At 40.4% G+C, this 24,969-nt stretch carries 20 protein-coding genes; 7 read left to right on the forward strand and 13 right to left on the reverse strand.

Features of this window, described 5'->3' with window-relative positions:
* The first annotated feature begins 37 nt into the window (after nucleotides 1-37).
* From DF216_RS00845 to DF216_RS00860, 4 genes are read left to right on the forward strand one after another with little or no spacing between them, the layout of a single operon-like run.
* Complete coding sequence (locus tag DF216_RS00845; RefSeq protein WP_129325637.1) at nucleotides 38-811, forward strand: ABC transporter ATP-binding protein; 774 nt, start codon at nucleotides 38-40, stop codon at nucleotides 809-811.
* A complete protein-coding gene (locus DF216_RS00850; protein WP_129325638.1) occupies nucleotides 801-2,855 on the forward strand; it encodes an FtsX-like permease family protein in 2,055 nt (684 codons plus the stop codon). Before DF216_RS00845 ends, DF216_RS00850 begins: the two co-directional genes overlap by 11 nt.
* 32 nt (nucleotides 2,856-2,887) lie before the next feature.
* On the forward strand, nucleotides 2,888-3,571 hold the full coding sequence (locus DF216_RS00855; RefSeq protein ID WP_129325639.1) for a response regulator transcription factor: 684 nt from the start codon (nucleotides 2,888-2,890) through the stop codon (nucleotides 3,569-3,571).
* Nucleotides 3,561-4,559, forward strand: a complete 999-nt coding sequence (locus DF216_RS00860; RefSeq protein WP_129325640.1) for a sensor histidine kinase — start codon at nucleotides 3,561-3,563, stop codon at nucleotides 4,557-4,559. The genes DF216_RS00855 and DF216_RS00860 overlap by 11 nt, the downstream gene beginning before the upstream one ends.
* An 81-nt stretch (nucleotides 4,560-4,640) precedes the next feature.
* Here the strand turns inward: DF216_RS00860 and ffh are convergent, their stop codons facing one another.
* The 4 genes from ffh to DF216_RS00880 form a co-directional block, all read right to left on the reverse strand.
* Nucleotides 4,641-6,212, reverse strand: a complete 1,572-nt coding sequence (gene ffh / locus DF216_RS00865; protein WP_129325641.1) for a signal recognition particle protein — start codon at nucleotides 6,210-6,212, stop codon at nucleotides 4,641-4,643.
* Nucleotides 6,213-6,223: 11 nt separating this feature from the next.
* A complete protein-coding gene (locus DF216_RS00870; RefSeq protein WP_000402066.1) occupies nucleotides 6,224-6,556 on the reverse strand; it encodes a putative DNA-binding protein in 333 nt (110 codons plus the stop codon).
* 140 nt (nucleotides 6,557-6,696) lie between these two features.
* Complete coding sequence (gene tuf, locus DF216_RS00875; protein ID WP_001040719.1) at nucleotides 6,697-7,893, reverse strand: elongation factor Tu; 1,197 nt, start codon at nucleotides 7,891-7,893, stop codon at nucleotides 6,697-6,699.
* Nucleotides 7,894-8,131: 238 nt separating this feature from the next.
* Nucleotides 8,132-9,247 carry an AI-2E family transporter gene (locus DF216_RS00880; RefSeq protein WP_129325642.1) on the reverse strand — a complete coding sequence of 372 codons (1,116 nt, stop codon included), beginning with the start codon at nucleotides 9,245-9,247 and terminating at the stop codon, nucleotides 8,132-8,134.
* Nucleotides 9,248-9,350: 103 nt separating this feature from the next.
* Here DF216_RS00880 and pbp3 point away from each other — a divergent pair, with 103 nt between their 5' ends.
* Nucleotides 9,351-10,595 (forward strand): D-alanyl-D-alanine carboxypeptidase PBP3, encoded by a 1,245-nt coding sequence (gene pbp3 / locus DF216_RS00885; RefSeq protein ID WP_129325643.1) that lies wholly within the window; start codon nucleotides 9,351-9,353, stop codon nucleotides 10,593-10,595.
* Between the two features lie 34 nt (nucleotides 10,596-10,629).
* Here pbp3 and sdbB read toward each other — a convergent pair whose 3' ends face one another.
* The 9 genes from sdbB to DF216_RS00930 form a co-directional block, all read right to left on the reverse strand.
* Nucleotides 10,630-11,175: a thiol-disulfide oxidoreductase-associated lipoprotein SdbB gene (gene sdbB / locus DF216_RS00890; protein WP_129325644.1), complete on the reverse strand. Its 546-nt coding sequence runs from the start codon at nucleotides 11,173-11,175 to the stop codon at nucleotides 10,630-10,632.
* 12 nt (nucleotides 11,176-11,187) lie between these two features.
* Complete coding sequence (ccdA2, locus tag DF216_RS00895) at nucleotides 11,188-11,895, reverse strand: thiol-disulfide oxidoreductase-associated membrane protein CcdA2 (RefSeq protein ID WP_129325860.1); 708 nt, start codon at nucleotides 11,893-11,895, stop codon at nucleotides 11,188-11,190.
* A 127-nt stretch (nucleotides 11,896-12,022) separates the two neighbouring features.
* Entirely contained in the window at nucleotides 12,023-12,883 is an 861-nt protein-coding gene (locus tag DF216_RS00900) for a methionyl aminopeptidase (protein ID WP_061453536.1), read from the reverse strand.
* A 15-nt stretch (nucleotides 12,884-12,898) separates the two neighbouring features.
* On the reverse strand, nucleotides 12,899-14,176 hold the full coding sequence (spxR, locus tag DF216_RS00905; protein ID WP_000033805.1) for a CBS-HotDog domain-containing transcription factor SpxR: 1,278 nt from the start codon (nucleotides 14,174-14,176) through the stop codon (nucleotides 12,899-12,901).
* Nucleotides 14,169-14,720 carry a GNAT family N-acetyltransferase gene (locus tag DF216_RS00910; protein WP_125827301.1) on the reverse strand — a complete coding sequence of 184 codons (552 nt, stop codon included), beginning with the start codon at nucleotides 14,718-14,720 and terminating at the stop codon, nucleotides 14,169-14,171. The genes spxR and DF216_RS00910 overlap by 8 nt, the downstream gene beginning before the upstream one ends.
* A 15-nt stretch (nucleotides 14,721-14,735) precedes the next feature.
* Complete coding sequence (locus DF216_RS00915; RefSeq protein ID WP_061453534.1) at nucleotides 14,736-15,995, reverse strand: UDP-N-acetylglucosamine 1-carboxyvinyltransferase; 1,260 nt, start codon at nucleotides 15,993-15,995, stop codon at nucleotides 14,736-14,738.
* Nucleotides 15,996-16,168: 173 nt separating this feature from the next.
* Nucleotides 16,169-17,674 (reverse strand): pyruvate kinase, encoded by a 1,506-nt coding sequence (pyk, locus tag DF216_RS00920; protein ID WP_129325645.1) that lies wholly within the window; start codon nucleotides 17,672-17,674, stop codon nucleotides 16,169-16,171.
* Nucleotides 17,675-17,740: 66 nt separating this feature from the next.
* Nucleotides 17,741-18,748, reverse strand: a complete 1,008-nt coding sequence (gene pfkA, locus DF216_RS00925) for a 6-phosphofructokinase (RefSeq protein WP_000820883.1) — start codon at nucleotides 18,746-18,748, stop codon at nucleotides 17,741-17,743.
* 81 nt (nucleotides 18,749-18,829) lie between these two features.
* Nucleotides 18,830-21,931 carry a DNA polymerase III subunit alpha gene (locus DF216_RS00930; RefSeq protein ID WP_129325646.1) on the reverse strand — a complete coding sequence of 1,034 codons (3,102 nt, stop codon included), beginning with the start codon at nucleotides 21,929-21,931 and terminating at the stop codon, nucleotides 18,830-18,832.
* Nucleotides 21,932-22,197: 266 nt separating this feature from the next.
* Here DF216_RS00930 and DF216_RS00935 point away from each other — a divergent pair, with 266 nt between their 5' ends.
* Together DF216_RS00935 and DF216_RS00940 are read left to right on the forward strand one after the other, a co-directional pair.
* Nucleotides 22,198-24,471 (forward strand): Xaa-Pro dipeptidyl-peptidase, encoded by a 2,274-nt coding sequence (locus tag DF216_RS00935; RefSeq protein ID WP_129325647.1) that lies wholly within the window; start codon nucleotides 22,198-22,200, stop codon nucleotides 24,469-24,471.
* A 16-nt stretch (nucleotides 24,472-24,487) separates the two neighbouring features.
* On the forward strand, nucleotides 24,488-24,958 hold the full coding sequence (locus DF216_RS00940) for an arginine repressor (RefSeq protein WP_001043005.1): 471 nt from the start codon (nucleotides 24,488-24,490) through the stop codon (nucleotides 24,956-24,958).
* Nucleotides 24,959-24,969 lie beyond the last annotated feature (11 nt).

The raw sequence follows: 24,969 nt of genomic DNA on the forward strand, positions 1-24,969 counted from the left end.
ACTATAATGAAAGTAACAAAAGATGGAGGTGTTTCACATGGAAACAATTTTACGAGTAGAATCATTAAAAAAGCATTATGGGAAAGAGCCCAATATCACAAAAGCCTTGGACGGCATATCTTTTCAAGTTGTAAAAGGCGAGTTCCTAGGGATTATGGGGAGTAGCGGTTCTGGAAAAACAACCCTTCTTAACTGTCTCGCTACTATCATCAAGCCAACTGACGGTTCCATTCAAATGCAAGAAAAGGATTTAGGTCAGTTAAAAGGTAGTCAGTTAGCTGATTATCGTGGCAAGGAAATTGGTTACCTCTTTCAAAATTTTGAACTTTTGGACAATCTGACAGCCAAAGAAAATATTTTACTTCCCTTGTCTTTGCACAAGGTCGATGCCAACGAAAGCAAGGTTCGGTTAGAATTGCTTTCCCAATATCTGGATATTTCTGAACTTCTGGATAAGTTCCCATCTCAATTATCGGGTGGTCAACGGCAAAGGGTCGCTGCTGCGCGTGCCTTGATTTTAGACCCTAAGATTGTATTTGCGGATGAGCCCACAGGAGCTTTAGACTCTAAAAATGCAACCATTTTGATGCAAAAATTATCCGAAATGAATCAAGTAGAAGAAACCACTATTCTCATGGTGACCCACGATTCAGTTGCAGCCAGCTTTTGCAACCGCATCTTGTTTATCCAAGACGGAAAACTATTTCATGAAATCCGACGCGATTATCCAAGAGAAAGTCAAGAAGATTTCTACCACAGAATACTAAAGGTCATGGCAGCGCTAGCTGGAGGTGATGGCAATGTTTTCTAAATTAGTTTCAAGAAATAGCAAGAGAGATCGAAAAAATAATGGCTTGTACTTCAGTTCCATGGTTCTTTCTATTATCTCCTTTTACATCATCCTTTCTTTATCTCATCAAGATGTGATGATCTTTCTAAAACAAATAGAGAGTGACGCTGTAAATAAAATCTTTAGCATGATTCCCATTCTTTATGTGGCAACTCTCTTTATTCTCTTTTTTCTAGTCTACTTCGCAAGCAGTATGCAGATGGAAAGGAGAAAACATGAATTTGGCGTGTATCTAACGCTGGGCATGCGAAGAAGCAAACTGTTCTTGCTACTCCTACTCGAGGATTTGAGAAACAGTGTCCTTGCTCTTGGGATAGGCCTTCCTATTTCCATCTTGATTTCAGAACTGATTAGCCTAATAACCGCTAAAATTGTGGGACTAGGGATTATCGAGCATCAATTTTCTCTATCTACCACAGCTCTACTCTATACAGTCATCGGCTTCCTAGCCGTAAAATTAGCTGTCTTTATTCTTTTAAGTGCAAAGACGGCCAATAAAGAAATCGGAAATCTGCTATCATATTCTCCTTCCGGTATGAAGAAACTACTCCCCAAGGGGGTGTACCTTCTTGCTTCCGTCTTCGGAATTTTGCTCCTAGGAACGGCCTATTACTTGGGTATGAGTGGACGAGCTTGGGAAAGTGTCATAACCATGGGCATCACTGTTCTTTTGGGAACTCTAGGAACGATCCTACTCTTCTTTGGTATGCGTTTATTTATAGACATTTTGGTCAATCTTGGAAGCAATCGAAAACTTCATACCTATAATTTTAGACAGATTCAGGAATTAGTTATCCAGCGCTCAACTATACTGGCTATCTGCTCCCTCTTAATCTTCTCTGCCTTGTGCCTCTTTGGAGCAGGTGTTGCCATTGCAAGCGGCAATTCAGGCAATCAAACCCACGTGTTGGATTATACATTTAGAGATAACAAGCAAGAAACAGATGAAAATCTTGATGTAAATACAGTAAAAAAAGAGCTTGAAGCTTCTGGACTAGCATCACAGTTTTCAAAGATTCTGCAAATCAAAGTCGGCAAACCGAAAGAACACGAGTCCGTGTCCTTTGAACAGTTCATCAAGGTGTTGAAAGAGCAAAAAGACAGTAAAAACAAGGAAATTTTGCTCCATAAATTTAAACAGTCTACTACTTCCCACCTCATACCAGTTTCCGAATACAATGAACTTAGAAGGGCTGCAGGTCTGCTACCTCTAGAACTAACTAGCAAGGAAGCCTACTTGTATATGGGGAAAGATTTTCTCCCTGATGAGAACTTGGTTAACTCTGTTCTGAAAGCAACCCCTCAAATCAAAGTCATGGGAAATGATGTAAAATTGATTGGCGAAGTACAGTCTTTACCGATTGTAACGGACCGTGAAATCACCCTCTCTGTAGCTCTCATAGTCCCAGATGAGGTCCTTATGAGCTATACAGATGGTCAGTATTCGAACTATGTCAGCGGTATCTTGGCTCCTGAGCTGGTCAAGGAAAAAGGCCTGATGAGAGCTATCTCAGATACCAATGAAAAGCTAAATCAAACCTCTCTTGGCTATGAAAGCTATATACAAAATATGGGAAGACAATTATTTTACATTATCTCTGCCAGCTATATCACCATCTATCTGGCTATCATCTTCCTTGTCGTGGCAAATACAATCATCGGCGTTCAATTTTTGATGGGTCAGAGACAATCCTACAGACGATACCAAACCTTGATTCATCTTGGCGCCAACTACGAAACTCTTTGTAAATCTTCAGAAAAACAAATCAACTGGTATTTCGGTCTGCCAATAGCCCTTGCACTTATCAGTAGTAGCTTCGGAGTGAGCTCCCTCCTCACAGGAATAGTACCTGCTAGTGTAAGAATGGACATGGGGCAAAAATTTATCACAGCCATGCTGATAGTACTGCTCCTAGCTGGCTTTGAAGTCATCTATATCAGAATTGTAAAGAAAAATAGCAACAAGTATTTGTTATCCTTAATGGAACCAAAAAGAGAAGAATAAAATTTAAAAAGCGAGGAAAAGGAGGAACCGATATGAAGCATATTCTGGTTATTGAAGATGAAGTCTTGATTCGAGAGGAAATTGTCATCTTGTTAGAGAAAGCGGGTTATCAAGTTGATAAGTTGACTGACTTCAAAGATACAAGCCAGCAAGTGCTGCAATACAATACAGATTTAATCATACTGGATTTGAATTTGCCGGGAGAAACAGGTTTTCAAATTTGTAAAAATCTCAAGTCCAAACGCTCTGTGCCCATATTGGTTCTCACCTCTCGTGAACAACTAAAAGATGAGATCTACGCCCTAAAATTAGGGGCAGATGAGTACCTAACAAAACCTTTCAAAAAAGAAAGATTCTTGGCACGTATAGAAAATATCTTGAAACGCTATGAAGGTAGACAAAATCTACTTGAAAAAGATAATTTCCTGCTAGATAGACAGACCTATACCCTTTATATCAACGGACATTCGATTTTACTCCCCCAAAATCAAGGAAAATTGTTAGAAACCTTATTAGTGGCAACTGATTCTGTCGTCACAAAAGAAGAACTAAGCATGAAACTGTGGAATACAACTGAGTTCATCGATGAAAATGCCCTACAAGTAAATATTGCAAGACTCAAAAAGGTGATGAAACAGGCTGGCATTGCCCTTCAAGTCAAATCCGTCAGAGGTATTGGTTACAAGCTAGAAGAGGTAAGTCCAGATGAAACATAATCTAAAATATCTAGCTACTTACCTGCCTTGGTTACTTGTTCTCTTAGCATTTGATCTATTTACTGCTGTCCTACTTTGGCTTTCAGATGTGAGAATGTTTCAAGCTCTCATCCTTCTCTATCTTTTAGCCACCGTCCTGCTCTTTTTCATCCTATCATTCCTACTTATAAGAAAAGAAAGAAAAAAATCCGCTGCCTACAAAGCCTTCATAGCCAATCCCAAGACGGATACTGAGCTTGAATTATTGCATTTATCGAGTGCCTCAGAGAAAGAAAGCATTGAAAAAATGGCAGATACACTTTATCAAAAGCAAGCTGAAATAGGAAAGCTCAACTCATTACTAGCCGAGTATGAGGACTATGTTGAAAAATGGGCGCATGAGATTAAACTCCCTCTATCGCTTCTTTCCCTCCTTTTGGACAATCAAAGCGACCAGTTGCCTGAGGATACAGCTTTTAAGTTGGACTATGTGAGAAATCAAATACAAGAAAATGTATCACAGATCTTATTCTATTATAGGGTGAAAAGTGAGAAAAATGATTTTCTATTTGAAGACCTTGACCTAGAAGAGTGTGTCCATGATCTTTTGGAAAACTTTGGTCCCTTGTTCAAAGAAAAGAATTTTTCGATTAAGTTAGAAAAGATACAAGGAACCTGCTACACCGATCAACGCAGTTTTGAATTTATCCTCTCTCAAATCCTCGCCAATGCCCTTAAATATAGCTCTGACAAGCCTGAACTTAGGATTTCTATGTCAAGAGCCAAGGGGCGCACCACTCTGATTATCAGGGATAATGGCTGCGGAGTTAAAGCTTGCGATCTCCCTCATATCTTTGAAAAAGGATTTACAGGAGACTCGGGAGATACCAGAAAAAAATCAACAGGCATGGGCCTCTATCTGGTCAAACAATTAGCAGATGCTTTAAAAATCGAAATTACAGTAAAATCCGAATGGATGCAAGGCTTTGAAATCACTCTTTCTATTTAGTAATTTTTCGATTAAGAAAATTGTCTAATCATAGAAAGTACATATTTTATATAAAAAAGGAAAGCACTTCTGCTTCCCTTTTTATTTGCGTTTCTTTTTAGCTTTTTTCATTTTGTTGGCCATGCGTTTCATAGACTGTTTCATGGCAAATTCACCGATTTTACCCTTGAGTCCCCCACCAAACATCTGGCTCATATCTGGCATTCCTGCTCCTCCGAGAGCTGACATATCTGGCATGCCACCCTGTCCCATCATGCCTTCAAGGGCAGACATATCCATGCCTCCCATATTTGGCATATTTTTAGGGAGGTTATTTGGATTGATTCCCATTTGCTTCATCATTTTGTTCATATCCCCAGACATGACACCTTGCATGAGCTGTTTAGCCTGGTTGAAGTCTTTGATGAATTTATTGACTTCAACAAAAGTATTTCCAGAACCTGCAGCGATACGACGGCGACGACTTGGATTTAACAAATCAGGGTTTTCACGTTCTTCAGGTGTCATCGAAGACACAATGGCACGTTTACGAGCAATCTGGCGCTCATCTACCTTCATATTTTGAAGGGCTGGATTGTTAGCCATACCTGGAATCATCTTGAGCAAGTCTTCCATCGGCCCCATGTTTTGCACCTGATCCAATTGATCAATGAAATCATTGAAATCAAAGGTGTTTTCACGCATCTTCTCAGCCATTTCAAGAGCTTTTTGCTCATCGTATTCCTGAGAAGCTTTCTCAATCAAAGTGAGCATATCCCCCATGCCAAGGATACGACTAGACATACGATCTGGGTGGAAGGTTTCGATATCTGTAATCTTTTCACCCGTACCAGTGAACTTGATTGGTTTCCCAGTGATATGGCGAACAGATAGAGCCGCACCACCACGAGTATCCCCATCAATCTTGGTAAGAATAACCCCAGTCACTTCTAACTGAGCATTAAACTCACGGGCGACATTGGCCGCTTCTTGACCAATCATGGCATCAACGACGAGCAGAATTTCGTTTGGTTGAGCCAAGGCCTTAACATCACGAAGCTCATTCATCAAGAGCTCATCAATCTGCAAACGACCCGCTGTATCAATCAAGACATAGTCATTATGATTGGCTTGGGCTTGCTCCAGACCTTGGCGAACAATCTCAACAGCTGGTACTTCTGTTCCAAGTGCAAAGACTGGAACATCAATCTGTTGCCCCAATGTTTTAAGCTGATCAATGGCAGCAGGACGATAGATATCCGCCGCAATCATCAAAGGACGGGCATTTTCTTCCTTCTTGAGTTTGTTGGCCAGCTTACCAGCAAAGGTTGTTTTACCAGCCCCCTGCAAACCGACCATCATGATGATTGTAGGAATCTTAGGTGACTTGATAATTTCTGCTGTATCAGAACCTAAAACAGCTGTCAATTCCTCATCAACGATTTTAATAATCTGTTGTGCCGGATTAAGGGTATCAATGACCTCATGTCCGACCGCACGTTCACGAACCTTCTTGATAAAGTCCTTTACAACAGGCAAAGCGACGTCAGCTTCAAGCAAAGCTAGACGGATTTCTTTGGTTGCTTCTTGAACATCAGCCTCAGAGATTTTCCCTTTTTTACGTAGATTTTTAAAGACGTTCTGTAAACGTTCTGTTAAACTTTCAAATGCCATTTTTTTTCCTCTTATTCTCTATTATCAATGCTTGTTAAAATTTCTATCTGCTCCTGCAGAAAGTCATCCTTAGGATAACGCTCCAAGATCTGGTCAAAAATCTGACTACGAACGATGTAGTCCGAGTACATGTGCAATTTCATCTCATAATCTTCTAGAATCTTTTCTGTCCGCTTTATATTGTCATAAACGGCTTGACGGCTGACACCGAACTCTTCAGCAATCTCAGCAAGACTGTAATCATCAGCATAGTAGAGTTCAATATAGTTCATTTGCTTGTCTGTCAAAAGCGCAGCATAAAATTCAAAAAGTGCATTCATGCGATTGGTTTTTTCGATTTCCATAAGTTTTATTATATCAAAAAATCTATCATATCGCTATAGTAGAGGACTTCAAAAACAGATTGAATAAAAAAAAGAACCTTGCAAGCAAGATTCTTTTAGTGTCTGACTTAAATAATTGTTCTTCTGGGAACTTAATCGAATTAAGCTTCGATTTCTGTAACCATACCTGAACCAACAGTACGTCCACCCTCACGGATAGAGAATGTAGTACCTTGTTCTACGGCGATTGGGTGGATCAACTCAACGTCGATAGTCACGTTATCACCAGGCATTACCATTTCAGTACCTGCTGGAAGTTCGATTGAACCTGTAACGTCAGTAGTACGGAAGTAGAATTGTGGACGGTAGTTGTTGAAGAATGGAGTGTGACGTCCACCTTCTTCTTTAGTAAGGATGTAAACTTCACCTTTAAATTTAGTGTGTGGGTTGATTGAACCTGGTTTAGCGATAACTTGTCCACGTTCGATTTCATCACGTTGAACACCACGAAGAAGGACACCTACGTTATCTCCGGCAAGACCTTCGTCAAGTTGTTTACGGAACATTTCAACACCAGTAACAACTGCTTTTTGAGTTTCTTCTTTGATACCAACGATTTCGATTTCGTCGTTGACACGAACAGTACCACGGTCGATACGTCCTGAAGCAACTGTACCACGTCCAGTGATTGAGAATACGTCTTCGACTGGAAGAAGCAATGGTTTGTCTGTGTCACGTTCTGGTTCTGGGATGTACTCATCAACAGTGTTCATCAATTCCATGATGATGTCTTCGTACTTAGAGTCACCTTCAAGAGCTTTAAGAGCTGAACCTTGGATAACTGGAAGATCGTCACCTGGGAAGTCGTATTCTGACAAGAGGTCACGGATTTCCATTTCAACCAATTCAAGCAATTCTTCGTCATCTACCAAGTCAATTTTGTTCATGAAGACGATAAGGTGTTTAACACCAACCTGACGTGAAAGAAGGATGTGCTCACGAGTTTGTGGCATTGGTCCGTCAGTTGAAGCTACTACAAGGATAGCTCCGTCCATTTGAGCGGCACCAGTGATCATGTTTTTAACGTAGTCCGCGTGTCCTGGAGCGTCGATGTGAGCGTAGTGACGTTTTTCAGTTTCGTACTCAACGTGCGCAGTGTTGATAGTGATACCGCGTTCGCGTTCTTCTGGAGCAGCATCGATAGACGCATAGTCTTTAGGTTGGTTAACTGCTGAAGGCAAGCGACGTGCCAATACAGTTGTGATAGCTGCAGTTAGGGTAGTTTTACCGTGGTCAACGTGTCCGATAGTACCAATGTTAACGTGTGGTTTACTACGATCGTATTTTTCTTTTGCCATTTGAGTAAAAGCCTCCAATAAAATATATTTTATAGATAGACAGTAGGCAATACAGTCTAACTTTCCTTACTATTTTATCAAATTTCAGCTAAATTGCAAGTGTTTTACACACATTTTGTGAATTATTCTAAATCTCACACTTTCCCATTCTTCTCCTTCTCCAACAGAATCATTTTAAACACTTTTGACCAGTCTAACCTCAAGTCTTTTTATCAAAAAAATCAGGTCTCCCTGATTTTTAGATTGATTCTGATTTTTCTTGTTCTTTTTCTTGGGCTTCTTTATGATTTTCATATAATTTCGCCAAGAACTTAGTAATTTCTTTTAGGATAGAATAAGTTGGCACTGCTACAATCATTCCGATAACACCATAAATATTGCTAGATAGCAAGAGAAGAACCAGAATGGTGATTGGATGAACTTTCATAACCCCTCCGACGATACGGGGGTAGAGGATATTCCCATCCACCTGTTGAATAATCAGCATATAAATTACTGCAATGAGAGCTCTGTGCGGATCAGTAAAGACATTGGCGATAATCATAGGAATCAGACCGATACTTGGACCAACATAGGGAATCAGATTGGCAATGCCAGAAAAAATAGCAAAGACTAAGGCGTACCTCAAGCCAATAATACTGTAACCAACATAGGCCAAACATCCGATTATGACCGCATCAATCGCAATTCCACTGATATAACGTGCTACAGTAGCGTTCAAATTCTTCAAGAGACTGGAGAAGTTTAATTTATCATGTTTTAGGACTGTTCGTTCCAACATCGGGAGGAACTTATGACCATCAAGCAAGAAATAAATCAAAAAGACTGGTGTCATAATGAGAATCAAAACAGTACTAAACAAGGCTGAAAGAACGCTGCCTAAACTATTGCTTACACTGTTTAGAATGTTTTGTAAAATATCGACGTAAGATAAATTCAATTGTTGAATGGTTTTTTGAATATCAATATTTTGAAAGATTGGATTCATTGATAAATCATATATCAAATCTTGCAAGCGGCTATAGATATTTTGGCTAGAAATAATCAAGCTTGTCAACTGATTGATCAAAATCGGTAGCAAGTAGACTACTCCTACTACTATTGTGCCAATCAAGGCACAAAGAGTGATGAGCACACCTATCAAACGATTGATTTTACATTTCTTTTCTAAAAATGTTACGATGGGATTTGTCAGGTAATAGAAAAATCCTCCGAGCAAAAATGGAATCATAATGGTATTGGCAACCATCACAAAAGGTGTGACAATCGCTCCCATCTCTCTCCAAAGATATAAAATAAGAGTTAGTAGTAAAATTTCAGCTGTCCAAAAAAATAACTTGTTTCTACGGAACATAGCTACCTCCTTCTTTCTATTTTATCATATTTCTTAAAAATATTGAGTCGCTTTGTTATAAAAACAAGAATATTTTTTTGCTTTGTGATAGAATAAAACTACTATGAAGAAAATAATTTTATCCTTACTAACTCTTATCATTTTTGGTACAGCCATTCCTACTGTATCTGCGCAAGATTTTGATGTCGCTGCCAAGCATGCCATTGCTGTTGAAGCAAACACTGGGAAAATTCTCTACGAAAAAGATGCTACTCAAGCTGTTGAAATTGCTTCAATCACCAAGATTCTCACTGTCTACCTAGTCTATGAAGCCTTGGAACAAGGAACCATCAGCCTATCTACACCCGTCGATATTTCGGACTACCCTTACAAACTTACAACTAATTCTGAGGCCAGTAACGTCCCTATGGAAGCTCGAAATTATACTGTTGAACAATTATTAGAGGCTACAATGGTATCCAGCGCCAACAGTGCTGCTATTGCGCTAGCAGAAAAAATTGCTGGTTCAGAGAAAGACTTCGTTGACAAGATGAGAGCGAAACTTCTTGAATGGGGAATTCAAGATGCAACTATTGTAAACACAACTGGTTTAAATAATGAGACCCTTGGCGATAATATCTATCCTGGTTCTAAAAAAGATGATGAAAACAAGTTGAGTGCCTACGATGTTGCAATTGTTGCTCGTAATCTCATCCGAGATTATCCTCAAGTTTTGGAAATCACCAAAAAACCAACTTCTACCTTTGCAGGACTTGAAATCCACTCAACTAACTATATGTTGGAGGAAATGCCTGCCTATCGTGGGGGGGTTGATGGACTAAAGACAGGTACTACTGATAAAGCCGGCGCTTCTTTCGTTGGAACAACCGTCGAAAAAGGAATGCGTATTATTACGGTTGTTTTAAATGCAGATCAACAAGATACCAACCCATATGCACGTTTTACTGCTACTTCTGCACTTTTAGATTATATTTCTGCAAATTTTGCCTTAAAAACTGTCGTTCAGAAAGGCGAAGCATACAATGATAGTAAAGTGACTGTTCTTGATGGTAAAGAAGATAATGTGTCAGCTGTCGCTAAGTCAGATATTTCCATCGTCCAACGCATTGGAAGCAGTACTACACCAGCTCTGCAATTCACACCGAAAGCAAGATCAGAAATGGCTCCATTGGAAGAAGGCAAGGTTGTCGGTACCCTAACCTATGATGATCAGGATTTGGTCGGCCAAGGCTATCTCGCCTCCGATAAACCATCTTTTGAAATGGTTTCTGAAAAGAAAGTAGAAAAAGCCTTCTTTTTGAAGGTTTGGTGGAATCAATTTATCCGCTTTATCAATGAAAAACTATAAAAAAATCGCGTAGAATCGCGATTTTTTCTTTATTTTATTTCATCTCTTTAAAAGCAGCTTCCGCATCAGCATTGCTAATAGCACCAAATTGGATTTTTCCAATTTTTCCTTGACTGTCAATTAAGTATTCCGTTGGAATACTACGAATTTGGTAGGCTTGGAAGGTAGTTGCTTGGGTATCATACAAGACTGGTATATCCTTATAGCCTTGATCTTGGTACCATTTTGGAAAGTCTTGAACTGTTTTTTCACCTTGTAGGCCAGGTGCAATGACACTCAAGATTTCAAAGTCTCGATCTTGTTTGGCAGCTAATTCCATCAGTTCAGGCATGCTTTTTTTACATGGTCCACACCAAGAGGCCCAGAATTTCAAATAGACCTTTTTTCCTTTATAGTCTGATAATTTCACTTCTTTGCCATCCATAGACTGCAGGGTGAAGTCTGGCGCATCCTTTCCTACTGCGATTTGTTGTACAGTAGGTTGTTTGGAACTGCTCGTTTGTTTGGTTTCTTTTTCGCCACAGGCAATCAACAAAAATAAAGACATGAGACTCAATCCCGCAAAAATCATTTTTTTCATCTTTTTCTCCTTTTATCCAAGAATTCCTGACAAGGCATTTAACTGCCCTAGCATTAATAATAATCCCATCAAAATAATCAAAGCTCCCCCAATTTTCTTTAGTAGGATCATATGGGGTTTTAGTTTACTAAAGTAGGGCATAATCCAACCCGAAGCCAAGGCCAAAATGATGAAAGGTAGAGCCATTCCCAATGTGTACACTAAGGTTAGTAATGCTCCTTGCCAAGCACCATTCCCTCCTGAAGCCGCCAGAGCCAAGACCGAACTTAAAACTGGTCCGATACAAGGGGTCCATCCAAAACTAAAGGTTATCCCAAGTAAAAAGGCTGACAAATAGTGATTCGACTTTGATTGTTTGAAGGTGACTGTCTTTTGAACTTCCAGTTTATTGAAATGTAAGATTTCCATCTGGTGAAGGCCCAAAAGGATAATGACTGCTCCCATTACATAACGAAACCAGTCAGCATAGAGCATGTGCCCTAAGAATCCAGCTCCAAATCCTAAAATAAAGAAAATGAGGGAGATTCCAGCAATAAAGCACAAGGTCCGAATTAAGCCCGACCATGCAACGTCTCTTCCGAAAAAGCGAAAGCTTTTCGAATTTCCCTGATCATCCAGTAAAATACCAGCATAGACTGGTAGCAAAGGGAAGATGCAGGGTGAAAAGAAAGACAGTATGCCGGCTAAAAAAACTGATACTAAAAATATAATAGACTCCAACGAATTACCTACTTTCACAAAATTCTAATCTTATTTTACTACAAAAGAAAAAATTTGTGACAACTTTGCTACGCTTGTCTGTTTTATCTAAACTGAATATAAAAAAAGGAGCTAAGCTCCCTTCATTTTAATAAGTTCCTTCTTCACCTTGACTAGTCAAGATTACAGGACCGTCTTTGGTAATTACGAACTGGTGTTCATATTGGCAAGACAGGCCGCCATCGATGGTTTTATGAGCCCAGCCAGTCTTCATATCTGTATCAATTTCCCAATCTCCAGTATTAATCATGGGTTCAATAGTCAGCACCATTCCTTCACGGAGACGAAGACCACGACCTGCAACACCGTAGTTAGGGACCATTGGCTCCTCGTGCATAGTTGGACCAACTCCGTGACCAACCAAATCACGCACTACACCATAACCGCGACTTTCAGCGTATTCTTGAATGGCTGCACCGATATCTCCGATACGGTTTCCAACAACTGCTTGCTCAATCCCTATATACATAGCTTCCTTGGTCACATCCATCAAGTTTTTCACTTCTTCAGAGGGGGTACCAACAGCATAAGCCCAGCACGAGTCTGCTAGACCACCAGTATAACTTTGGGTGTATTTTTTCATTTGCTCAACATTATTAAAGTTGAGTTTTGACACATTGAGGTCGGATTTGGCAATCGGACCACCTAGAACCATGTCAACCTTGAGTAAATCGCCATCTTTCAAGATGTAATGACGTGGAAAAGCGTGAGCTACTTCGTCGTTGAGAGAGCAACAAGTGGCATAAGGGTAATCCATGACAGCACCATCCACTCCAATCTGTAGAGGAAGGAAATTCTCCTCTTTACAACGTCGACGAACGTACTCTTCTACTTCCCACATATCTACGCCAGGCTTAATCAAATCACGTAAGCCGATATGGATACTAGCGAGGAAATCACCTGCCTTATCCATGGCTTCGATTTCACGTGCTGATTTTAAAGTTATCATTTTTTCTCCTAGATTCTAATTGATTTTAACTGTAACATTTGCTTTTGATACAATCTGATGACCATGATAAATATCATAATCAATAATAGCTGAGCGTCTTGTGTGATGTATAATACGAGCCTGAATTCTCAGAGTATCATCTATCTGCACAGCCTGCAAGAAGTAAATTAGCATCTGCTCAATGATGAGATTGCGTCTGCTATTTGCCACCAAATCCTGTGTCATATGAGTTAAAATTTCAGCAAGAACACCATTTGCCAAAACCCCGTTTTTCTCAAGCATAAAGGGCTCAACTGTAATCACAACTTCGTCGTGATGATAAGACAACTTTTGACCGATTTGCTCTGAAAAAGTCGGCAAAGCCGAAACCTGAGAACGACTCATCTTATCCATGACATCTCGTCTTGTAATCACCCCGAGCAAAGTTTGATTGCTTCTCACAACTGGGACCATCTCAAAATCTTCTGCGATCATCCGTTGACTGACATTAGCTATATTCGTTGCCAATCCTGTCAGGAAGAGACTACGAGTCATCACCTTATCAATCGTTGTGCTTGGTGATTTATCCCCCGCATCTCGCATGGTAACAACCCCAACAACCACTTGGTGTTGGTTAATGACTGGGAAACGACTACTTCTGTTCTTACGTACCAAGTCCAAATAGTCTTTCACTGTGTCCGTTTCCCTCAAAAAGCCATACTCATGACTAGGACGATAGATTTTTTCAACTGTTAAAATGTCTGTCTTAATCTGCACATTTGACAAAGCTCTATTGATCATGGTTGCAACTGTAAAGGTATCATGCTTGCTTCGTAAAACAGGGATTCCTTTCTGATTGGCAAGTTCCAGTACATCCTCATGCACATGAAAACCACCCGTCACCAGAACTGCATTTTCATTTTCCAAAGCCAAAAGTTGAATACGAGTACGGTCTCCAACGATTAACAAACCACCATCATTCAGATAGGACAAGATATTCTGCTCGGTCATAGCCCCGATTGAAAATTTGCTGAATTCCCTGTCCAACCCTTCCTGACCAGCCAAGACTTCAGATGAGGTTACTTCTGCAATCTCTGCATAGGTCAGTTTTTCAATCGCCACTTTCTGAGATTTGACACGAATGGTTCCACTACGAGGTCGAGTTTCTACAATTCCACGGTTTTCAGCTTCTTTAATGGCACGATAAGCCGTCCCATCACTGACACCCAAGTGATTGGAAATGCTACGAACACTGACACGTTTTCCTATTGGTAACTCTTCCAGATAACTTAAGATTTCTTGGTGTTTACTCACTGAACTCTCCTTTTATGTATCGAAATTCAAGGTAGTCCCTCATTTTTCGTGTATAGCGATCGCTTCCCTTAAACTGTCGGAAGAGACTAAATCCCGATTTTAAGGCGACTTTCTGACTAGCTTGATTCTCCAGATGAGTGATGATGGATAATTGTTTTAAACCAAATTCTTCAAATGAAAGCTGACATAGTTTGGTAACTACTTCTGTCATAAAACCCTGTGACCAAGAATCCTTTTTTAAGAAGTAACCAATTTCTGCCTCTTTCTTGATTTCATCGATCTTTTCAAATTTAATGGAGCCAATCATTTCCTGATTGTCTTGGCTACAGATTGCCCAGACACCTAGAGGAGCCTTCATAAAATAGTTAGCAAGAGCATATTGACTCTCTTCTAAACTTGCTTGACTGGGAAAAATAAATTGCAGATTTTCAGGATTAGAAGCAATTTCATAAAAGGCTTTGCTGTCACTAAAAAAGAAAGGACGCAAATACAAGCGCTCCGTTTCAAAAAAAGAAAACATTGCTAATTTGGTCCAAATATTCATAATCACCTCAACGGTTTAGTCTTCAACAAGTGTAATATCTGCTCCAAGACTACGTAGTTTTTCAATAATATCTGAGTAGCCACGAAGGATAAACTCAATATTTGTAATTTCAGTCTGGCCTTGAGCCATTAATCCAGCAATCACAAGTGCGGCACCAGCACGAAGGTCTGTCGCTTTCACCTTGGCACCATGTAGAACACGTCCACCAGTGTAGAAAATATGGTCATTTGTAGTCGTAATATCCGCATCCATTTTTGCTAACTCAAAGACATGGTTGACACGTTTTTCATAAATGGTATCAATAATAGTACCACGACCTTGAGCTGTCAGCAAAAGCGGTGTGATAGGCTGTTGCAAATCGGTTGCAAATCCTGGATAGGGAGCTGTTTTGATATTGATAGCCTTCAAATCAGATTGTTCTTCAACGAAGATACTATCCTCAGAGACCGTCATACGAACGCCCATTTCCTCAAGTTTGGCGATAAAGCCTTCTAAGTGCTCATAGAGAACATTGTTAATACGAATTCCTTTACCGACCGCTGCCGCAAGTGAAATATAGGTTCCAGCTTCAATGCGGTCTGGAATGACCTGGTGGCGCGTTCCATGAAGTTTCTCGACACCATCAATAATGATAATATCAGTCCCTGCACCACGAATGTGGGCCCCCATATTATTCAAAAGGGTAGCCACATCTATGATTTCTGGTTCACGAGCTGCATTTTCAATGACAGTACGTCCCTTAGCCTTAACAGCCGCAATCATGGTATTAATCGTCGCACCAACACTGACTGTATCCATGTAGATACTTGCACCATGAAGACCCATTCCTTGAGCAGACAAATTCATATTGTCTCCCTCATAACTCACCTTAGCTCCCATAGCTTCGAAAGCTTTGAGATGAAGATCAATCGGACGAGGCCCCAGATCACATCCGCCAGGAAGTCCAACCGTAGCTTCACCAAAGCGACCTAAAAGACTTCCGTAGAAATAATAAGATGCACGAAGGCTATTGATCTTGCCATAAGGCATTGGAATATTCTGAACACCTCTAGGATCAATCTCCAAAACATCATCGTAGCGTTTTACTTTCGCTCCCATGATTTCCATAATCTCTACAAGACTAGCAACGTCTGAAATATCTGGGACACAATCCAAAGTGACAACATCATCTGCCAGTATAATAGCAGGAATTAATGCTACAACACTATTCTTAGCACCGCTAATAGTGATTTCACCTTGCAATGGATGTCCACCATTGATGACAATTTTTCTCATGTTATACTCTTTCAAAATTTACTAAAAAGGTCTTTACATTCTATTATACCATAGTTCTCCTATTTTTCCCATTTCTGTTTAATAAAATTCTCTCTCTTTTTATCTTCTAAGATAGAAAAAAGACCTATCACACAAGCCATGAAGCTTGATATGATAGGCTTTGAAATGTTAGATTAACGTACTGTACGGATACGCATTGTGTTTGTACGGACAGCTTCTCCAAGCGGCACACCTGCCACGATAACGATATCGTCACCAGATTCTACAAGTCCTGCTTCAACTGCTTTACGTTCAGCGATTTCGAACATATCATCAGTTGATGATGGAGCTTCAGTCAACATTGGGATAACACCCCAGTTCAACATCAATCCACGCTCTGTCAATTCATCGAATGTCAATGCTAAGATATCAGCATTTGGACGGTATTTAGAAATCAAACGTGCTGTGTGACCAGTCTTAGTAAGGGTAACAACTAATTTGATGTTCATTGAGTTCGTAGCATCTTTAACAGCTGAAGCCATAACTTCTGTCTTAGAGTTACGTTCGAAAGTATCTGAGTTCAAACGTCCGTACTCGTTAAGAAGAGTTTGTGCATTCTTGTCAATTGTAGCCATTGTTGTTACTGACTCAAGTGGGTATTTACCGTTTGCAGACTCACCTGAAAGCATTGTAGCGTCAGTTCCGTCGATAACAGCGTTAAATACGTCTGATACTTCTGAACGAGTTGCACGTGGTTTTTCAGTCATTGTTTCAAGCATGTTTGTTGCTGTGATAACAACTTTACCAGCTGCATTGACTTTAGTAATGATCATTTTTTGGTAAACCGGAACCATTTCGAATGGTACTTCGATACCCATATCACCACGGGCAATCATGATACCGTCAGCAGCTTCGATGATTTCATCCAAGTTGTCGATACCTTGTTGGTTTTCGATTTTCGCGAACAATTGAACATGGCCGTTTCCGGTTTCTTCACAGATTGCACGAACTTCGTTAACGTCTTTAGCAGTACGTACAAATGAAATCGCGATGAAGTTGATACCTTGTTCAAGACCGAAGCGGATATCATCGTTATCGCGCTCAGCAAGAGCTGGGAAAGGAATTTTAGTGTTAGGAATGTTTACACCTTTTTGTTTAGCGATAACACCGTCATTTTCAACTTCAACTACAAATTCACGGCTTGCATCGTCTTTTTCTACAACGCGAAGACCAAGTTTACCATCGTCAACCAATACTTGGCGACCTACTTCAACATCATCGTAGATATCAAGTCCACCAGCAACGTTCAAAGCAATCACATCGCGAGTTGATTTGATTCCTTGTTTTGTCGCAACGCGGATTTTTTCACCAGTTTTGTAAGAGTACTCTTTTGCATCACCTTCGAACAATTCAGTACGGATTTCAGGTCCTTTAGTATCAAGAAGGAAACCAACTTTTTTACCTGCAATTTTTTCAGCAAGTTTAACAGTTGCCATACGCTCACCTTGTTCTTGGTGGTCACCGTGTGAGAAGTTGAAACGGAAAGTGTTTGCTCCAGCTTCAATCAGCTGAGCAATATTTTTAGCTGAAGCTTCAACGTCAAGTTTTTCACCCCAGTATCCGTCTTCACCGAATTTTTTACCTCCACGGATTTCAACCGCAGGACCTAAAGTTGCAACGATTTTTACACGTTTGTTCATGATTTTTGTGACTCCTTTATATAATTCGACCTTTTATGGTCATGTTACCAAATTAATGAAAGTTGATTAGGACAAGCTCTTGTTCAACGCAGAAAGTTCAAGATCAGCTTTATGAGGGTTGTTAACAACAATCTTACCATCAGCTGTTAGGCTAAACAAAGCTCCTTCTTCTGCTGTGCCAAGAATTGGATTCTCAACCATTTTTTCGTTTCGGATACCAACAGCAACACCACCGATTCCCTCTTTAAGGAGTTTAACAGCGTGTGCACCCATGCGTGATGCCAATACACGGTCACGAGCGGTTGGTGAACCACCACGTTGGATGTGACCAAGTTCTGTTACACGAAGGTCGCTTGTGTCTCCAGCTTCTTTTAGTTTTTGACCAAATTCAGCTGCCGACATAACACCTTCTGCCAAAACGATAATGTTGTGTTTTTTACCGTGCTCATAACCAGCTTTGATGCTTGCTACGATTTCTTCCATCTTGAAACCTTCTTCAGGGATGATGATTTCGTCAGCACCAGTTGCGATACCTGCCCAAAGAGCGATATCACCAGCATTACGTCCCATTACTTCAACAACGAAAGTTCGACGATGACTTGATGATGTATCACGAATTTTATCAATCGCATCCATTGCAGTAGTAACTGCAGTATCAAATCCAATTGTGAAATCAGTTCCTACGATATCATTATCAATAGTTCCTGGAAGTCCAATAGCTGGGAACCCATGTTCAGTCAAGCGCATAGCTCCATGATAAGAACCATCTCCACCGATAACTACGACTCCTTCGATACCGTGTTTTTTCAACTGCTCAATCCCTTTAAGTTGGCCCTCAAGTTGTGCAAACTCAGGATAACGAGCAGAGTGAAGGAAAGTACCACCACGTGAAATGATGTCTCCTACTGAAGCAGCATCAAGTGGATAAATTTCACCGGCAACCATACCTGCGTATCCATCATAGATACCAAAAACTTCCATTCCTTCTGAGATTGCTTGGCGAACTACCGCACGGATGGCAGCATTCATACCAGGGGCGTCTCCACCACTGGTCAAAACAGCAATACGTTTCATTTGGTTTATGCTCCTTTTTCTTTTAACATTCTTACTGATTATACCACATTTAAATCGAAAATTCTTCTATTTTCCGTATTTTTAGCGATAAATCGTTTTCATAGCAATTCCCTCTAATTTTTCCTGTAGAGTAGAATCTTTTCTTACAAAATGGCGGGAGGAAACAATTGTTTTTTCTTCCTCTACATACCTGATAATAACAGGAATTGATCCTTTATATTGTTCCAAGATAGTTGAAATTTCTTTATCGTAGTCGTGATTTTTAACTTGAATCCAGAATCGCTCAGCCACTGCTTCTTTCAAATCTTGTGCAATCATTTGCAGACGACCATCTCGAGATTGAACCTTCCCATTGATATAGTAAAATTTCCCTTCGGATAGGATAGAGGCGAATTTTCGATACTGATCCGAAAATACAGTCACATCCATCCGAGACTTACTATCATGAACCTGTAGAAAGGCCATGCTTTCGCCCTTCTTGGTTCGAATGACTTTTAGCTTTTGCACTTCAACTAGAAGTGTTGCTTGACTCCCCTCAGTAAGAGTAGCAATGGGTGTCGTTGGATAAAGGGCTTGTTTGGCAAGCGTTTGGATAGGATGAGCACTGATACCAACCCCAATCAGTTCCTGCTCCTTGTAAAATTTCTCTGCTTCTGAGAAATCATCAGCCTCCGTCCAACTATAGCTTGCATCTGCAAATAGTCCTCCCAACTCCTCAACAAAGACAAATAGGTTTGGTAGGTTCACTAGGATTTTCTGGCGGTTCTTGTCAAAGTCATCAAAGAGCCCAAGTTCAACCAAAGGAGATAAAAGCGATAGTTTCTTGTAATTCTTTGGAAGACGTGTGACAAAATCTTCAATGCTTGAGAAGGGACGGTTTTCAATAATCCAATAAGAAAAATCTCTTGGCATACCCTTAATGGCTTTCAAACCAAGATAGATTGTCTTCTGGGTAATCTTATCATGATAGGGAATGCTGTTGATTGCTAAAGACGCTACTTCAAATCCCATCTGCAGAGCATCTACTATGTAATCACTGCTGGAGTAATTCAACATGACTTGGAAGAAAATAGCAGGATAATGCGTCTTGAAATAAGCAAGCTGAAATGCCAGGGCTGAGTAGGCATAGGCGTGGGATCTATTAAATCCATAGCCTGCAAACTTTTCCATCACTGCAAAAACTTGATTGGCTTTTTCTTCTGAATGCCCGAGTTTAACTGCACCAGCGATAAAATCTTCCTTCATCAAATGCATCTCTTTAGCATTTTTCTTACCCATGGCTCGTCTGAGAATGTCAGCTTTTCCAAGACTAAAGCCTCCAAAGCGCTGAGCTACCTGCATGACTTGCTCTTGATAGAGCATGATACCGTAGGTTGATGAGAGGATGTCCTCCAAGGCAGGATCCAGCACCGTCACCTTTTCTTTGCCATGCTTACGAGCCACAAAATTATCGATATAATCACTAGCACCAGGTCTGTTGAGGGATGTCGTTGCTACCACTTCTTCAAAGACTTGCGGCTGAACTCGTTTCAAGAGTCGAATGGCTCCTGGTTGTTCAAATTGGAAAATACCTTTCGTATTTCCAGTAGCAAAGAGAGCTAAGGTTTCTTTGTCTTCCAGATCAATCTCTTCGATTTTTAGATGAACGCCCTCTGATTCCGCAAGTAATTCCTGCATTTTCTGTACGAAAGTCAAGTTACGCAGACCTAGGAAATCCATTTTTAGAAGGCCATTTGCTTCAACTGCATGTGCATCATATTGAGTGATTAGCATGTCCTCACCGTATTTTAGAGGAATATAGTCTGTCAGATCTTGGTCACTCATAACGACTCCTGCCGCATGGATAGAGGTCTGACGAGGATAACCTTCAATCTTTCGAGCAATCTCAAAAGCTTTTTGGTATTCAATCTTGCTATTGATGACCTGCCTAAATTGCAAATTCTTCTCATAAGCTGTCGTTAGCGTATCTCGGAAACTGATTTTTTTCGTAATATTTGTTAATTCATACTCAGGGACACCATAACGTTTGAAAACATCCCGAATTGCTTGTTTGGCTCCAAAGGTCGAATAAGTGACAATCTGCGCCACGTGTTGACTTCCATACCGATCACGAACATAACGAATGAACTCTGGTCTATAAAGGTCTGGAATGTCAATATCAATATCAGGCATGGTGTAACGCTCACGATTTAAAAAGCGCTCGAAAATCAAGTTCTTCTCGACTGGATCAATCCCTGTGATGTCAAGTGAGTAGGCTACCAAGCTACCTACAGCTGAGCCTCGTCCCATTCCCATATAGTAGCCTTGAGAACGTCCAAAACGCAACAAATCCCAAACCACAAGGAAATAGTCGTCAAATCCCATATCATGAATCACAGCTAATTCTTCATTCAGTCGTTCACGATAGATAGCTGAGGTTAGCCCCTTGCTTATCAACCCTTGCTCAGCCCTCTCTCTAAGTTCTTCTACCGCTGGTCTTTCCGGGTTAAAGCGAGGGAGTTTTAAACTTGGATCAATTTGGTAGCTAACATTCTCTATCACACCTTGGAGATTGGTAAGTGCCTGAGGGAAGCGATTTTTAAATCGAGCTTCTAAGTCTGAGGCTGGTAGAAAGATTCCTTGTTGTGAATGCACATCCACTTCTCTCAGACTGACATTATCCTTGATTGCTGACAAGATTTGCAAAACCTGTATGTCTTCTTTCTCAAAAGAGTTGACCTGATACAGTGGAAGAATGGGTTTGGTAAAGACCTCTTGAGGAGTATCTGGACTGACGCCGATAAAATATTCAAGTCCCAAATCCAGCTGTTCGATTCCATCAAAATAGGGAACAATAATGGCAACATCTTCGAGGTGGGAGGTGAAATCAGACCAGTTATTTCGTCCAGTCATTTTTAAAGTTGATAACTTCATCAACTCTTGGTAACCTTTAGTAGATAGAGCTAGAAAACGGAAAGAGGTCGCCTTCTCGTCTATAATCAAGGTCGTTTCAAGACCAATTAAAGGTTGGATTCCATATTTCCGAGTCACTTCTAAAAAGTGATAGGCTCCATAGAGATTATCCACATCCATGATAGCAAGGTGAGAATAGCCATACTCTTTAGCTGTTTGTACGTATTTTTCAATCGAAACCACACTTTCCATAAAACTGTAAACAGTCTTGGTGTCGAGCTGCGCAATCATTCCATCTCCTCCTTGCTTTCGTTTTATTACTATTATACCATTTTAAAAACTAGAATGAAAAGGTAGAAGACCATTCCTTTATCTCTCACCTATAAAACTAAACTGTTTTCATAATCTGAATGCTATCGTGCTGAAATCTCCACGTTTTAAGATGGTTTGAGTCATGTTTCTGCTTCTTTTTAAATTGACTTCATCATGGGTCAACAATATCTTTTTTACCTTATTTTTGATATACTAAATTTAGAATATTTCTAAAGGAGAGCGCCATGCGTTTTAATCAATTCAGCTACTTGCCTGTTTCTCATTCGCAAATTTTACGCGAGTTATCTCAGCTTGGTTTGAAGCTGGTACCAGAACAAGCATCAAAAAAACAACTTGAACAATTTGTCCGCTGGAGTTTTTTCACTTATTCTAACACGGATTATGCCCTATCCACTTTAGCTGCAGATAGAGAAACGGATCTACTGAGCTTCTTTCAGTCTGATAAAGAGTTGACTGCTGATATTTTCTATACCGTAGTTTTTCAACTTTTGGGCTTCAACTTTCTTATTGACTTTGGGGATGCTGAACAATTCCGTAAAGAAACTGGATTTCCTATTATTTACGGAGATTTGATTGAAAATATCTATCATTTGCTCAACACTCGAACCAAAAAGGGAAATACACTCATAGATCAGCTTGTTAGTGATGGGCTAATTGCAGAAGATAATCACTACCACTACTTTAACGGCAAGAGCTTGGCAACCTTCTCTAGTCACGATGTTATTCGTGAAGTTGTTTATGTAGAGAGTCGTGTGGATACTGATAAAGACGGTCTCCCTGACTTAGTCAAGGTTAGTGTTATTCGTCCTCGCTATGAAGGAAAAATTCCTGCGGTTATGACTGCAAGCCCTTATCACCAAGGGACTAACGACAAAGCCAGCGACAAGGCTCTCTACAAAATGGAAGGAGAGATTGAGGTCAAACCGCCCCACACCATTGAACTTGAGAAGCCTAAGCTAAATTTAGTCGAGCCTCTTGGTCAAGCCGAACTCGTCTCTGAGGCTGAGGAAAAGCTAACTCACATCAATAGCTCTTACACTCTCAACGATTACTTCCTCCCACGAGGATTTGCCAATCTCTATGTATCAGGTGTTGGAACCAAGGATTCCCAAGGTCTCATGACCAATGGGGACTACCAGCAGATTGAAGCATATAAAAATGTGATTGACTGGCTTAATGGCCGTTGCCGTGCTTTCACGGATCACACACGCAAACGTCAAGTCAAGGCCGACTGGTCAAACGGAAAAGTCGCAACAACAGGTATTTCCTATCTAGGCACCATGTCCAATGGTCTTGCGACAACTGGTGTGGATGGCTTAGAAGTAATCATCGCAGAAGCAGGTATTTCCTCTTGGTATAACTACTATCGTGAAAATGGTCTGGTAACCAGCCCTGGTGGTTATCCAGGTGAGGATTTTGACTCACTTGCTGAATTGACCTACTCCCGCAATCTCTTAGCCGGTGACTATATCCGTGCTAATGAAGCCCACCAAGCAGACTTAGAGAAGGTAAAAGAACAATTAGATCGCAAGACTGGTGACTACAATCAATTTTGGCATGACCGCAACTATCTACTCAATGCTCACAAGGTTAAAGCTGAGGTAGTCTTTACGCATGGTTCCCAGGATTGGAACGTCAAACCACTTCATGTATATCAGATGTTTCATGCTCTTCCTGACAATATTCGAAAGCACCTCTTTTTCCATCATGGTGCTCATGTTTATATGAATAACTGGCAGTCGATTGACTTCCGCGAGTCCATGAATGCCTTGTTAAGTAAGAAATTGTTAGGACTTGACTCAGGCTATCAACTTCCTACTGTTATCTGGCAGGACAATACAGCACCGCAAACATGGCAGAGTCTTGATGGTTTTGGCAAACAAGATGAATTGCATACTTTCTCACTTGGAACTGAAGAAAAAGTGATTCAAAACCAGTATAGTCAAAAAGATTTTGAGCGTTATGACAAGACTTACCAAACCTTTAACACAGAACTTTACCAAGGAAAAGCCAATCAGATCACCATTGACCTTCCAGTAAACCAAGACATTCATTTAAATGGCCGAGTGGAGCTGAAACTTCGGGTCAAATCAAGTACAAACAAGGGTCTACTTTCTGCCCAACTGCTAGAACTTGGACAAAAGAAGTACCTACAGCCTTATCCAGCTGTTTTAAGTGCTAGAACCATTGACAACGGTCGCTACCACATACTTGAAAATCTCTGTGAACTGCCATTCAATCCAAGCGCCCAACGTGTCATCACCAAAGGCTACCTTAATTTGCAAAATCGAAGTGAGCTCTTAAGGATTGAAGCAATTCAACCCAATGAATGGATGGATTTCAAGCTAGAGCTTCAACCAACTATCTACAAACTTCAAAAAGGTGACACTCTCCGCTTGGTCCTCTATACAACAGACTTTGAGATTACAATTCGAGATAATACAGACTATCACTTGACTGTTGATTTAGCACAGTCCACTATCATCATCCCCTCATAAAAGGAGGCAGCTTTATATGAATAAATCTGAACATAGACACCAACTCATCCGTGCACTTGTAGCTAAAAATAAGATTCATACACAGGCAGAGTTGCAAGCTTTACTAGCTGAAAATGATATTCAAGTCACACAGGCCACTCTCTCACGCGATATCAAAACCATGAATCTATCAAAGGTTCGCGAAGCAGATCATTCTTACTACGTTTTAAATACTGGTTCCATCTCCAAATGGGAAAAACGCCTAGAAAACTATATGGAAGATGGCTTGGTCATGCTACGCCCTGTTCAGCATCAGGTTGTCCTCAAGACCTTGCCAGGCCTTGCCCAATCGTTTGGAGCTGTTCTTGATGCACTTGATTTTAAACAAATCATTGCCACCGTATGTGGTGATGATGTCTGCCTTCTTATCTGTGAAAATGCTGAAGAAGCACAGACTTGCTTTGAAATTCTTAAAAAATTTGCGCCACCTTTTTTCTTCAATGACTAAAAAATCCCCCG

The organism is Streptococcus oralis (assembly GCF_004127215.1).
Classification (GTDB): Bacteria; Bacillota; Bacilli; order Lactobacillales; family Streptococcaceae; genus Streptococcus; species Streptococcus oralis_BD.